Origin of the sequence: Prosthecobacter sp., from assembly GCF_020439865.1 — a bacterium.
In the GTDB taxonomy this organism is placed as follows: Bacteria; Verrucomicrobiota; Verrucomicrobiia; order Verrucomicrobiales; family Verrucomicrobiaceae; genus Prosthecobacter.
In genome coordinates this window covers 1-12,449 of sequence record NZ_JAGRPF010000072.1, presented here as the reverse complement: position 1 = coordinate 12,449, position 12,449 = coordinate 1, and the positions used below count along the sequence as shown (strand labels likewise).

Annotated in this window: 9 protein-coding genes; 2 read left to right on the top strand and 7 right to left on the bottom strand. The window is 59.0% G+C overall.

From position 1 onward, the window contains the following. Positions 1–28: 28 nt before the first annotated feature. The 3 genes from KDL09_RS07400 to KDL09_RS07390 all read right to left on the bottom strand — a co-directional run bounded on the left by KDL09_RS07400 (position 29) and on the right by KDL09_RS07390 (position 5,290). A complete protein-coding gene (locus KDL09_RS07400; protein ID WP_294383286.1) occupies positions 29–2,479 on the bottom strand; it encodes a PPC domain-containing protein in 2,451 nt (816 codons plus the stop codon). A 214-nt stretch (positions 2,480–2,693) separates the two neighbouring features. Beyond that, positions 2,694–3,188, bottom strand: a complete 495-nt coding sequence (locus tag KDL09_RS07395) for a hypothetical protein (protein WP_294383283.1) — start codon at positions 3,186–3,188, stop codon at positions 2,694–2,696. A gap of 17 nt (positions 3,189–3,205) precedes the next feature. Then, the gene (locus tag KDL09_RS07390) at positions 3,206–5,290 is read right to left on the bottom strand and encodes an FAD-dependent oxidoreductase (protein WP_294383279.1); all 2,085 of its coding nucleotides are present in this window, start codon (positions 5,288–5,290) and stop codon (positions 3,206–3,208) included. 67 nt (positions 5,291–5,357) lie between these two features. Between KDL09_RS07390 and KDL09_RS07385 the strand changes: the two genes are divergently transcribed. Next, complete coding sequence (locus KDL09_RS07385; protein ID WP_294383274.1) at positions 5,358–7,958, top strand: hypothetical protein; 2,601 nt, start codon at positions 5,358–5,360, stop codon at positions 7,956–7,958. 67 nt (positions 7,959–8,025) lie between these two features. On the opposite strand, the gene KDL09_RS07380 is transcribed toward KDL09_RS07385, so the two are convergent. After that, a complete protein-coding gene (locus tag KDL09_RS07380) occupies positions 8,026–9,432 on the bottom strand; it encodes an efflux transporter outer membrane subunit (RefSeq protein WP_294383272.1) in 1,407 nt (468 codons plus the stop codon). A 63-nt stretch (positions 9,433–9,495) separates the two neighbouring features. After that, positions 9,496–9,798: a hypothetical protein gene (locus KDL09_RS07375; RefSeq protein ID WP_294383269.1), complete on the bottom strand. Its 303-nt coding sequence runs from the start codon at positions 9,796–9,798 to the stop codon at positions 9,496–9,498. A gap of 97 nt (positions 9,799–9,895) precedes the next feature. Between KDL09_RS07375 and KDL09_RS07370 the strand changes: the two genes are divergently transcribed. Further along, positions 9,896–11,530: a sulfatase gene (locus tag KDL09_RS07370; protein WP_294383265.1), complete on the top strand. Its 1,635-nt coding sequence runs from the start codon at positions 9,896–9,898 to the stop codon at positions 11,528–11,530. Here KDL09_RS07370 and KDL09_RS07365 read toward each other — a convergent pair whose 3' ends face one another. Both KDL09_RS07365 and KDL09_RS07360 read right to left on the bottom strand, forming a co-directional pair. Continuing rightward, a complete protein-coding gene (locus tag KDL09_RS07365) occupies positions 11,531–11,920 on the bottom strand; it encodes a S4 domain-containing protein (protein ID WP_294383262.1) in 390 nt (129 codons plus the stop codon). Continuing rightward, the coding region (locus tag KDL09_RS07360; protein WP_294383260.1) for a YggS family pyridoxal phosphate-dependent enzyme at positions 11,917–12,449 on the bottom strand (533 nt) is incomplete at its 5' end. The genes KDL09_RS07360 and KDL09_RS07365, both read right to left, overlap by 4 nt.

The window sequence follows — 12,449 nt, the reverse complement described above, 5'->3', positions numbered from 1 at the left end:
CTTTTAGAACTCAATCTGGCAGCACCGACTACTTCTTCGCAGCAGCGGCCTCCTGACGAAGCTGTTCCAGGCGGGACAATACTTTCGGCGCAGCAGGAGCCGCAGGCTTCGGCGCTTCCTTCGGCTTGTTTGCCGCGACAACCGGGGTGGCAGGCGGCGTGACGACCTTGCGAGGCGCATCGATGCGCAGAATGGAACCCAGCGCGATCCGATGAATCGTGGTGGCGTTGGTGCCTTTCACAGGGACATCGACGCGCACAAACAGGTTGCCCTGCTTGCCGATTGGCGACTTGGCATCCGTCTTCACCTTGAAGGCGACTTCCTTGGTGTCCTTGGTGATCTTCGCAGGCTCGATCGGAATCGTATCCGGAACGCCGAGCACCTGAGCGTTGGCTTCCCCTTCGAATGGCAGCAACTGCTCCAGCTTGGCCACCATGACCGCCTCCTTGCCCTGCTCCACTGCAACCAGCGGGATGGCGGGAGCCGTGAGATAAGCAGGAGCGGTCTCTACGGCGGCAAATGGCGAGGCATTGTAAATTCGTCCGCCCCCCGCATCCGCCTCTCCCATCACGGTGAAGTTCCACGTGCCCGCAGGCGTCCCTGCATTCGCGTCGAGCTGAAAAGTGCACTCGTTCTGACCCTCCGCGATGGTCTGTTCACCAAGCGAACTGACGCCGTTCGGTTTCCAGATCATCAAGACCCTGATCTTGGCGTTGAATCCTTCTTTGCGCCTGGCTACCACCTTGAGTTCAAGGATGCCGTTGTTCACCAGCGGCACGGCCGGCTTGACGATTTCGAGCGAATAAGGAGCCTCTTCGACAACGGCGACAGGGAGACGGTCTTCGATCTGGGTGTAATAGACGACGTTTCCGTTGCGAACGATATCGAACTCCTGGCGAAGCTTCCCACGTGACTTGGTGTTCGGATCAACCGCATTGAGGAAGATGGGCACCACCTGATGCCCCAGTGGGGCATCGGCCGTGGCCTCGAACAACAATGGGACGCTGCCCAAGTCCTTTGGAGCCAGTTCGGTCAGAAGTTTCACTCCTTGAGGCAGGTTCTGTGTCTCGAACTTGAAGTCGCCGCTGACATTGCTGCGGGTGACATTGACCAGCGTGGCATAACGCCCCCCCTTGGGGACGGCGATGAACTGCCGGTAGTTGTTGTCGTTCACCGTGTACTGCGGAGAGGCGAAAAACACTTCGGGCTCAGCGGCGATGAGCTCGAGACGATAAACGAAGTTGGGCCCGCCGCGTTCGAGATGATCAGCCACACGAACAAAGTAATCTCCGTCAGCCGGAATGTTCACCTTGAACTTGCTGTCCAGACGACGACGACCGCCCCCGTCATCGTTGCCACTGAGGCTGCCGCCTTTCTCATTGTAAACATTCACCACGCTATCGAGCGGCGACCCGACACTCTGGGCAAAGCCCTGCACTTCCAGCGTCATGCCCTTTTTGAGCGACACTTTGAAGAAATCCACATCGCCGGGCTTCTCGATAATGCCGTTGAGCGCAATCGGAGCACCGGGCGCAACGGTAGCCTTGGTCTGTTCGTCATTCGGCTCAGCTTCAAGAACATTGTCGTAGCTGACCAAGCGAAACGGATTGCCTGAAGGCGCGGGCTCCTGGGATTTGGAATACAGCATGAAATCTGGATCAATCTCAGCAGGAAGAGTCACATCTTCATCAAAGGAGCTGTCACGTTCGATGAAACGCACTTTCTCTTTCGTTCCGATTTTTCCTCCGGCCGGATAGACCACATCAGGGCGGCGAAAACTCCCGACATGGAGGCGATAATAGGACGTGCCGCCGCCACGGTAAGAAGATTCGCGGATCATCACCGTGTAGTCCCCATCCTCTTCCGCCACATAGGAGCAGTAGCCGTCCTGGCGATGAAGGATCGTATCATCAGAAATCACCTTCTCGAAGCGGTCCTTGTCGATAATGGCCAGGAATGGGTCAAAAACTGTGTAGCCGAGACGGAGGCCGTCCACCTCAACGGACAGACGCTGCCCCTTTTTGAGGCTGACGCGGTAGTAGTCCACGTCCTCGTTTTGAACGATTCCCTCGATCGTTTGATTGAGTTGGATGACCTGCGGGGTGTCGAAATCACTATTGGGTTCTTTTTCGTCCACGTTCGGGAAGATGCCCACGAAAAACTGGCGGGCATGAGAGATCCCGCTCTTCGTGCGGATGCGCATCAGGTGATTCCCAGGCGGCACGTCCGCGGCAATGCCGATGGTCAGTTCCACTTTGCCGTTCTCCACTTTCTCCACGCTCTTCTGAGTGAATCCTGGTGAGAAAAACACCATGCTCTCAAAGTCAGCGAGCTGAGTGCCCGTCACAGTCAGCTTCACCTCGGTGCCTCGCTGCCCGCCGTTGGGCTTCGTCGAGGTAAAGGTGGGATAGGCGGCAAACGCGGACGTGGCGAAGACGATCGCGACTGCGGTGAGAGTCAAATGACGTAGGGTGGACATGATGAGGGTTAGATGGGGTCGGCTAGCATACGCCACAGGCAAGGAGGAAATTTCGGACCTCGCGAAGAGATTTTGGCGCCTGCAATCCCCCCCTTGCTGCAAAGTCTTTGCTGGGACTCTCAGCTTAAAAGGAGCCACCATCGGCACCGGCAGCCTAAACGGAAGGACGTCGTAAAAAGAAACGCCGACGACGCCCCCTTCTATTCCTTCCGATCTACGACATCCGCATTCGCCGTTCCAACCTCAGGCAGTACAACAACGGCATAGAGCCGAACACACCAAAAGAACAGTCCACCAGCCGCCAGTAGAGCGGGATGCCTCGCAGAGCGCCACAGATGAAAGCCAGAGGAATCACGCCTGCGCAGCAGACCAGTCCCACTTTCAGCACCCATGCGTTTCCCAGCGGATGCCGCCAGGGTTCGATGAAAAACACCGCAATCATGAGATGCCCGAAGGCCAGCCAGTCCGTCCCATAGGCCAAAAAGGGAAACTGGGCATGCGTTACCTCCAACCCATGCCATACCCGGCCTATCCAGAACGCCAGCCCTTCATGAGACGCGTATTGGGCATGATCAGCAATCCCCAGCCAAGCGGCCATGAACCGAAGCTCATGCAGCAAAGGGAACGCCGTAACACCACTGAGCACAAGTCCCGTGATGAATAGCCCCAGCACAAGCCGGTAGCGGCACAGCAGGGCTTCCTGAGTCATGGACTACTCCTTCACCACTACTCCTTCACCGGAACCCAGTGCACAGCATCGACCACGACATAGCCATCCGTGCCTTGGTTGGTCACGCTCACGGACGCAGGCTGATCCGCGGAAAACTCGAACACGCCGAGATCAAACCCGAACACGCCGTCCATGCTCTTCGGCTCCTTGAGGTTGAGCTTCACCTGCTTCACCCCGCCCGCGTAGCGCACTTCCACCGGCGCATTGGACGCGCGGTTGTTGTTCGGCGGGGACAGCAGATACACGTGATACTTCCCGCCCTTCGGCAGCTTCGTTTCAAACAGCGCACTGGCCTTGCCGTCCTTCGCGTTGTCGTCGTGGTTGTAGCCGTCACCGACAAAGCTCTTCGCGGCGTGGCTGTGCTTCCAACTGCCGGTCAGTTTGGCCTGCTCATCGTCCACCACGATGCCTTTCAGCGTCTTCGGGTCGATGCCGCCGTTCGAGGACGCAGGTCCGTCGTAGTGCAGGATCTGGCCATCTTTGAGAATCTGTTCTCGCAGTTTTTCATACGGCACGTCCTGCACCGCGATGCTCGCGTCGATGGCCATCACCGCAGCGGTGGCGGCGCTCTGGCCGAGAATCATGAACACCGGCTCCATGCGGATGCTGCCATAGGCGATGTGGCTGGCGGACATCGCCACGGGAACGAGCAGATTGCTCCCCTGCCCTCTCTTCGGCACCAGCGAGCCGTAGGCGATCTCATAGGGACCTTTGGTGCTCACGCCAATGTCGCCCTCGTTTTGCACAAAGCCTTCCGGTGTGATGTAGCGCTGGATGTTGTGTGAATCGATGCCGTAACTGCCCATGCCGACGCTGTCAGGCGTGGGGCGCTTTTTGAGCAGTTCGTTCTCCGTCATCACGTAGCTGCCAACCATGCGCCGTGCCTCGCGGATGTAGAGCTGGTGGCTCCAATTGCCGTTGTCCTTGAACTCATCCTTCGGCAGGCCCCAGGTCTGCATCTCCTCCTGAATCTTCTTCGGTACTCGCGGGTCGTTGGCGATGCAGTACAGCCAGCTCTTCTGATAGCGCTCGTGCTCCGCGATGATCTCGCGCCGACGCTCGTAGCTCGCCTCGGGATAGTCCCAGTTCTCGCCGATGTTGTCCGTGCTGAAGGGCCCGTGGTTGTTCGTGTCCGTCTTGTGATTCGGAATCGGGTCGAACTTGTGAAACACATCGTTCCAGCCCTTTTCAAACACGCGCAGAAGCAGTTCGAACTCTTTTGGATCATATCCTTCCGGTTTCGCGAAGGGGACGCGGTTGCTCGGAACGTTCGTCAGACACATGCGGAAGCAGTAGGCCTGCACTTTCTTGTCACCGCTGCCGTATTCCCCCGGCGGCGCTGAGCTCACATGCGGGAGCACACCGCTTTTTGGATCTCCCGGCACGATGTAGGGGCTGATGTCCATGCTGCCAAAGTGATGGCCGTGATGCAGCACGCCGGTTTGCACGCCGTTCCACTTCTCGTCATAGACGCTCTGCGCCTCGCGACCCACGTGATAGTCCACGCCTGCCGCCGCCATCAGATCGCCCTCATAGGTCGCATCGATGAACATCTTCCCGGCATAAGTCTTCCCGCTCAGCGTGGTGATGGCGGTGATTTTATCGCCGTCTTTCGCCACGCCCTTGGCGCGATCCAGCCACTCATTACGCACCACCTCGAGACCGAACTCCTTCACGTAGTCTTCAAACACCTGCTCGGCCGCATGGGGCTCAAAGATCCACATTGTGCGGTTTTCACCATCGACGGCGGGTGTGCCTTGTCCTTTGCCACCGTATTCTGACTTCTTCTGCTGCACCCAGGACGCATCCTTGTCGTAGTGCATGTAGATGCGGTGATAAAAGTCGCGCGAAAGTCCGCCGATCACCGCCTTGTTGCCTGTGTCGGTAAATCCGAGTCCGCCGCTGCTCAGACCGCCGAGATGCTTGTCAGGCGACACCACTATGACCGACTTCCCCATCTTCTTTGCCTGCACCGCTGCGATGATCGCCGAACACGTGCCACCATAGATGACGATGTCATGCTCGGCCGCATGCGTGAACGAACCAACGAGGAGGGATGCGAGGAGAATTCGGAATTTCATGACAGGTTGGGGGTGCTTGTTTCCATCGCTGCATGAAAGGAATCGGCAAATGGAATGTTAAAAGGCAATGCTCCGACCAGCCCTCCTCTCGATCGTCGTCGTCGCGTCCAGCTTTGCGCAGGAACTGCTGCCCAAGCCCGCCGTCCTTCATTCCGCAGACAAGTGGGCCGACTTCCCGTCCCTGTGCACCGCCGCAGATGGCACGCCGTGGGTCGCCTACGTGCAGTGGGATGCTGAAAAGGACACTCTGCATCTCGCCAAGCTCACCGATGGCGCATTGAGCGACACGCTTACGATTGGTCAGCCGGGCATCATTCATCAGCCCGCTCTTGCCGCAGATGGGAATGGCACGCTGCATGTGGTGTGGTCGCAGGTGAACGACAAGAACCTCATGGACCTCAAGGCGGCTCGAGTTCGTGATGGCAAGCTCGATGGAGAAATCACAACGCTCGCCAGTTCACCCAACGGTGCGAATGCCTTTGCCAAATCAGGAACAGACGCGTTCGGCAATGTCTGGGTCGTGTGGCAGGGCAATCGCGGCAAGCTTGGGGATGTTTTCTGCCGCGTCTTTGACGCGAAGAAAAAGGAATGGTCCGCCGAAATCGTCGTGGCCGATGATGCGGGCGGCGACTGGGAACCCTGCGTGGCCTTTGATGGCAAAGGCGGCGCCTGGGTGCTCTACGACTCATCTCTTGGCAACGAATTCAACATTTATGCCACTCACATCGACGCAGGTCTCAAGGCGGCCAAACCGCGCACGTTGATCTCGACTGAGCGCTACGAGGGACGCGTGAACGCCGTCGGCACACCGGATGGCAAGGGACTCTGGCTCGCCTGCGAACGGGGAAACCAGCAGTGGGGGCTCGACATGCGTGCGCACGGCCATCCTCAAGGCTTGAACGGACGCAAGGACACCGTCATCGCGTATTGGGACTTCGGCAGCGACAAGATCGAGGAGATCCCGTCGCCCGATGGTCTCTTTACCGATCTTCCCGGTCCAAAGGCCGCAGCACCCGCCGCCCCGCGTGCCAACAATCCGAAGGCAAAAGCAAAGACCGAAGCCAACGCCAAGAAGCAGGCCGCACAGGCCAAGGCCAAAGGCAAGCCCGCCGCCAACGAAGTCGCCGCTGTTAATTTGCCTCACATCATGCTTGATGCTGCAGGCAGGCCCTGGCTCACCGTTCGTTATTTCAAGGCCTACGCCTGGCGTCTCGCGCTCACACGTTATGATGTCGCGACGAAGCAGTGGACGAAGCCTTTTGCCATCCCTGAAAGCGTTTACTCACAGGACCGCCAGACCTCGCATGCGCTTGGAAAGGACGGCAGCTTGTGGATCGCCTGGCCGAGCGATGGACGCACCTCGAAGCTTCAGCTCAACACCGGCCTGCATCTTGCGAAGGTGGACACAGGCTTGGACCTGCCGCTTGTCGCCGCCCCCGCCCTCAAACCGCGCGAACCTTTCCCCGAATACATCAATCCTGTCACACCGGAGCGGGATCGTGACGACCGCCATACGTGGACGCACGACGGCGTGATCTACAAGCTCTACTGGGGCGATTACCACCGTCACACGGACGTCTCGAACTGCATCACCGCCAACGACGGCTGCATCGTCGAGCAATTCCGTTACGCCTGGGACATGGGCAAGCTGGACACCCTCGGCACGAGCGACCACACAGACATCGCCAAGATCTACACTCCTTACGAGTGGTGGCTGAACCAGAAGCTCGTCGATGTCTTCTACACGCCCGGCTTCTTCATGAGCATGTATGCCTACGAGCGCGAACAGAAGTGGCCCTACGGTCATCGCAACATGGTCTTCGCCCAGCGCGGCGGACCGATCGTTTACATCCAGCGTAAAAACTACCTCGCCAGCCCTTGGCAAAAAATATTTCCACTGAAGGAGGAGGGCGAACCTGAGCTTCATCCTTCTGAGCTCTGGGACGTTCTCACGCGCTACGGCAAGCCCGTCACGGCCATCTCTCACACGGGTGCTACAGGCATGGGCACGGATTGGAATCAGATCCCGCCCATCGACCATCGCGTCGAAAACGTCATTGAAATCTACCAAGGCGCCCGCGTCAGCTACGAAGGTCTCAACGCACCGCAGCCCACGGTCGGCTTGCGCAAAGGTGAGGAGTACAACCATGCATCCACCGTCATCGGCAAACCGGTCGTCGGCGAACCGATCCGCAGTTTCACCGAAAAGAACAACGGCGTGTATCAGCATGCGCTTGAAATCGGCCACAAGCTCGGCGTGTGGGCCAACAGCGACCACATCAGCACCCACACAAGCTACGGCGGTGTTTATGTGAAGGACTTCACCCGCGAGGGCATCGTTGAAGGACTCAACGCGCGCCGCACCATCGCTGCGACGGACAAGATTTTCGTCGAGTTCACCTGCAACGACAAACTCCTTGGCACCGAGATCGAACTGACCGGCAAACCCGTTCTTAAGTTCAGCGTCGATGGCACTGCGCCCATCAAACGCGTCACGCTCGTCCGCAACGAGAAGAACCATCAGCAGTGGGAACCCAACTCGAAGACCTTTGAGCAGACCTTCACTGACGAATCACCCGACTCCGGCGAAAACCGCTACTACCTCCGCGTCGAGCAAAACGACGGCAACATGGCCTGGTCCTCTCCGGTGTGGGTGAAGATCAAGTAATGCATTGGTCGTTATGAGTGAGTCCTCCCTCACTCATAACCCAGACTAACAACACTTAACGCCCCGCTCACTTCCACCCGCCGCCGAGCGCCTTGAGCATCGCTACACTCGCGAACAGGCGCTGGCCCTCGACCTGTGCGGCGAGCAACTGGGTGTTCAGCACCGTGCGGTTCGCATCCACGACTTCAAAGTAGCTGGCCAGACCTTTCTGGTAGCGCAGTTCGGCGAGACGCTGGGTCTCCTTCGCCGCCTCGATGGCGGCATTCAGCGCCGAGGCCTGCTTCGCATACGCACGGGCGTCCAGCATGCTGTCCTCGACTTCTTGAAGAGCTACGAGGATGCTCTGCCGGTAATTCGCCAGCGTTTCCTCGTAGGCCGCCTTGCTGGCCTTGTAGTTGGCGCGCAGGCGGCCGCCCTGGAACATCGGTAGTGTCATGCTCGGTCCGATCGTCAGCACCCGGCTGCGTGAATCGTAGAAGTGTGCGGCACCAATGCTCTCCAGACCGCCGCTTCCGACGATGCTGAAGGCTGGGAAGAAGTCCGCCTTGGACACGCCCACCTTGGCATTCGCCTCACGCATCTTCTGCTCTGCTGCACGGATGTCGGGGCGGCGTTGAAGCAGGTTGGAGGGCAGTCCGCCCGGCACCTTCGGTGGTGAAGGCTGGCTGCTGCTTTTGGCAATGTGAAACATCGAGGGAATCTCACCACAAATGACCGCCAGTGCGTTCTCCGCGTTGCCCCGCTGACGCTCCAGCGCGGCCAGATCGTTGTGGGCCAGTTCCAGCTCTGTTCTCGCCCGTGCCACATCCATCTCATTTGCCAGACCTCCCTTAAAGCGGGACTCCTGCAGTTTCAGGGCCTCGTCACGCCATGTCTGCGTGCCACGCACCACCTCCATCTGCCGGTCCAGAGAGTGCGTGAGGAAATACAATCGCGCCACCTCTGCCGCGACAGTCAGACGCTGGGCGGAAAGAGTCTCCAAGGCTGCAAACTGAGAGGCTTTGGAAGCCTCCACTCCGCGGCGCACACGTCCCCAAAGATCGAATTCCCAGCCCAGCTCAATCAAGTTCTGGAAGCGACGACGCTGGGTCTTGGGCAATGCAACCCCTGCCGGCAGGTTCGCGCCAAACGAAGTGTTTGAGAGACGCTCATACTGCATGGCATCCTTCATGGTGAGCTGGGGAAACCAGTCGGCCTGCTGAACTCCGACGAGGGCACGTGCGGTCTCGACCCGTGCCAGAGCACTGCGCAGTTCCTGATTTCCATCGAGCGCCTTGGCCACCAGGCGATCCAGTTCGGACGAGCCAAACAGCTTCCACCACTCGCCAGGAACCGGAATGTCAGCCGTGCTTGAGCGTCCGCCATTCTTCCAATGGGAGGGCATCAACACCTCCGGCAGCTTGAAATTCGGCCCGACGTTGCAGGAGGCGAGCGCGACAGAAGTCGCGAGGCAAATGATTCTCAGGTTGTTCATGCGCGCGCATTCATGCGGCGAAACGATCGCTGTGCAACCACCAAGACAGGGCGTTCCGCCCCTCTATCCTGGCAAACGCCCTGCCACCTTCTGCTTCCAACTGCCGAAGACATCGTTCGCCACCTCATGCGCCTCGTCAGATTCGACATGGTCAATCACGGTCTCGGGCTCCGGCAGCCATGAGGGGACAGCCACTTCGCCGATGTGGTCCTGGTTCTGAGCGCGAAGAAAAGCACGCAGCTTGACCGTGAGCTGATTGCTGTGGCGGTCATGGCTGGCAAGCGCTTCAGCACAAACTTCATGGGGTGCCCCTTCAAACTGGAGCGTTCTGATGACCTGGGTGGTGTCGAGCAGGGCGTGGATCATGAGGGTGAGAATCGAAAACGCTGGGGTGATGTCGATACGATGTTTGCCCTCAATTTTGGCGAAGGTTTGTGAGCCCGCATCCCGTTATGACGCGACCATGCGAACTCTGCTCTGCTTCCTCGCCCTGACCACTTTTGCCGCCGCGGCGGACAAGCCATTGAACATCCTATTTCTATTCGCTGACGACTGGGGCCGCTACGCGAGCATCTACGCCGAGCATGAGAAGTTCCCTTCGCCGAACCAGGTCATCAAGACACCGAACATCGACCGCATCGCCCGTGAAGGCGCGCTGTTTCGCCGGGCCTACGTGAATGCACCCAGCTGCACGCCCTGCCGCAGCGCCCTGCTCTCTGGCCGCTACTTCTTCAACACCGGCCGCGCCGCCATCCTCAACGGCGCCGTGTGGGACATGGCGATTCCGAGCTTCCCGCTGCTGCTCAAAGATGAAGGCTACCACATCGGCAAGGCCTTCAAGGTCTGGAGCCCCGGCGATCCGGCGGACGCTCCTTTCGGCATGCAAGCGCACGCGTATCAGAAATCAGGCGGACGCTGCAACCAGTTCTCCCAGAACGTGGACAAGCTCATGAAGGCAGGCGTCGCCGTCGAAGCAGCCAAGCAGCAGATCTACGACGAAGTTCATGGCAACTTCGCCTCCTTCCTCGCCGCCCGTCCGAAAGACGCGCCCTTCCTCTTCTGGCATGGCCCCACCAACGTGCATCGCAAGTGGGTTAAAGGCAGCGGTCTCGCCCAATGGGGCATCAATCCAGATGAATTGAAAGGCAAGCTCCCGAAGCATCTTCCCGACGTGCACGAAATTCGAGAGGACTTCGCCGACTACATGGGCGAGATTCAGGCCTTTGACGCGCAGGTCGGCACCATCGTCAAACAGGTCGAGGAAGCGGGCGAACTCGACAATACCGTCATCGTCATCAGCGGCGACCACGGCGCGCCCGGCTTCCCCGGAGGCAAATGCAATCTCTACGACTTCGGCGTCGGCGTCACGCTTGCGATCCGCTGGCCCGGCCAGCCCGGTGGGCGTTTCATCGAGGACTTCGTGAACCTGATGGACCTCGCACCTACCTTCATGGAAATCGGCGGTGCGAAGATTCCCGAAGGTGTGAACGGCAAAAGCATCGTCAGCCTCATGAAGTCGGGCAAATCGGGCCAGATCGAAGAGGAACGCGATTACGTCATCACCGGCCGCGAGCGCCATGTGAGCATCGCCCGCGAAGGCAACCTCCCCTACCCGCAGCGTGCGCTGCGCAAGGACGGCTTCCTCTACATTCACAACTTCAAACCCGACCGCATGCCCATGGGCGACTACAAACAGCTCACCGACTCCTTCACGCCCTCGCAGGACGACTTGGAAAACGAAACCTATGTCGCCTTCCCGGACATGGACGCCTCCCCGGCGAAAGCCTGGCTCATCCAGCATCGCAGCGACTCGCAGTACAAATGGTACTTCGACTACGCCTTCGCCCAACGGCCCGAGGAAGAACTCTACGACCTCAGCAAAGATCCCGGCCAGACCATCAACGTCGCCGCCGAACCCAGCTACGCCGACGTGAAGAATCAGATGGCCGCCGAACTTCTCGCCAAACTCAAAGCTGTCGGCGATCCGCGTGTCTCCCAGGATCCTGTCCCCTTTGAAAACCCTCCCTTTATCTCCGATACGAAGACCAAGCCCGCCGCCAAAGCAAAGAAAGGCAAAGGCAAGGCAAAGGCCGAATGATCAGTCCTGCTGTTCCTCCCAAAACTTCCGCAACTCGCGCAGCTGTTTCTTGTCCGGCTTGGCCACTATTTCGTGCTCCTTGGGCGTTATCAGCGCGCGCTCGCGTCGAAGTTCTGCTGCTTTTTGGTAACATTCCACGGGTGTTAGATCTTCGCTAAACTCCGGCACGCGCGGTGCACCGAGACGCTGCGGAGAAAACGCGATCACCCTCAGGGTCAGACGCAGATCTCCCCGAACGACATCCAGCACATCCCCCGGTTTCAATTCGCGTGAAGCCTTCACTGTCTGTCCGCCGATCATCACATTGCCCTTGGCACACGCCTGCGTGGCCAGGGTTCGCGTCTTGAACACGCGTACATGATGCAGCCATTTGTCGGCACGTTGATTCATGCGGCTTTGCTGTAAGTCCGCTCGCCAAAGATCGCGCTCCCTACGCGCACGATGGTGGCGCCTTCCTCGATGGCGATCTCGAAATCGTGGCTCATGCCCATGCTGAGCAGTGGAAGCGGCGCAGCGCCGAGGGTTTCGAGTTCCTCGCGCAGTTCGCGCAGCTTGACGAAATACGGCCGGCTCTTCGCCGCATCGGGATCATACGGCGGTATGCACATGAGACCGTGGATCTCGAGGCGCTTCAGCGCGTAGAGCGCTTCCAGAGTTGAGCGCAGTTGCTCGGCGCTAAACCCGTGCTTGCTGATTTCAGCAGCCAGATTCACTTCCAGATAAACCTTCGGATACAAGCCAAGCTCACCAGCGATGCGGTCGATGTCGCGCGCGAGATCGAGCGAGCCGACACTGTGGATGCACTTCACCAGCGGCAACACTTTGCGCACCTTGTTCGACTGCAAGTGACCGATGAGATGCCAGTGCAGACTGCCTGGAAGCTGCGGCGCTTTGGCGATGATCTCCTGCACCTTGTTCT

Bases quoted from the DNA above. Each gene is read 5' to 3' on its own strand.
- KDL09_RS07395 (WP_294383283.1), bottom strand. From the start codon at position 3,188: ATGACTCAGGAAGCCCTGCTGTGCCGCTACCGGCTTGTGCTGGGGCTA.
- KDL09_RS07400 (WP_294383286.1), bottom strand. From the start codon at position 2,479: ATGTCCACCCTACGTCATTTGACTCTCACCGCAGTCGCGATCGTCTTC.
- KDL09_RS07370 (WP_294383265.1), top strand. From the start codon at position 9,896: ATGCGAACTCTGCTCTGCTTCCTCGCCCTGACCACTTTTGCCGCCGCG.
- KDL09_RS07385 (WP_294383274.1), top strand. From the start codon at position 5,358: ATGCTCCGACCAGCCCTCCTCTCGATCGTCGTCGTCGCGTCCAGCTTT.
- KDL09_RS07390 (WP_294383279.1), bottom strand. From the start codon at position 5,290: ATGAAATTCCGAATTCTCCTCGCATCCCTCCTCGTTGGTTCGTTCACG.
- KDL09_RS07380 (WP_294383272.1), bottom strand. From the start codon at position 9,432: ATGAACAACCTGAGAATCATTTGCCTCGCGACTTCTGTCGCGCTCGCC.
- KDL09_RS07375 (WP_294383269.1), bottom strand. From the start codon at position 9,798: ATGATCCACGCCCTGCTCGACACCACCCAGGTCATCAGAACGCTCCAG.
- KDL09_RS07365 (WP_294383262.1), bottom strand. From the start codon at position 11,920: ATGAATCAACGTGCCGACAAATGGCTGCATCATGTACGCGTGTTCAAG.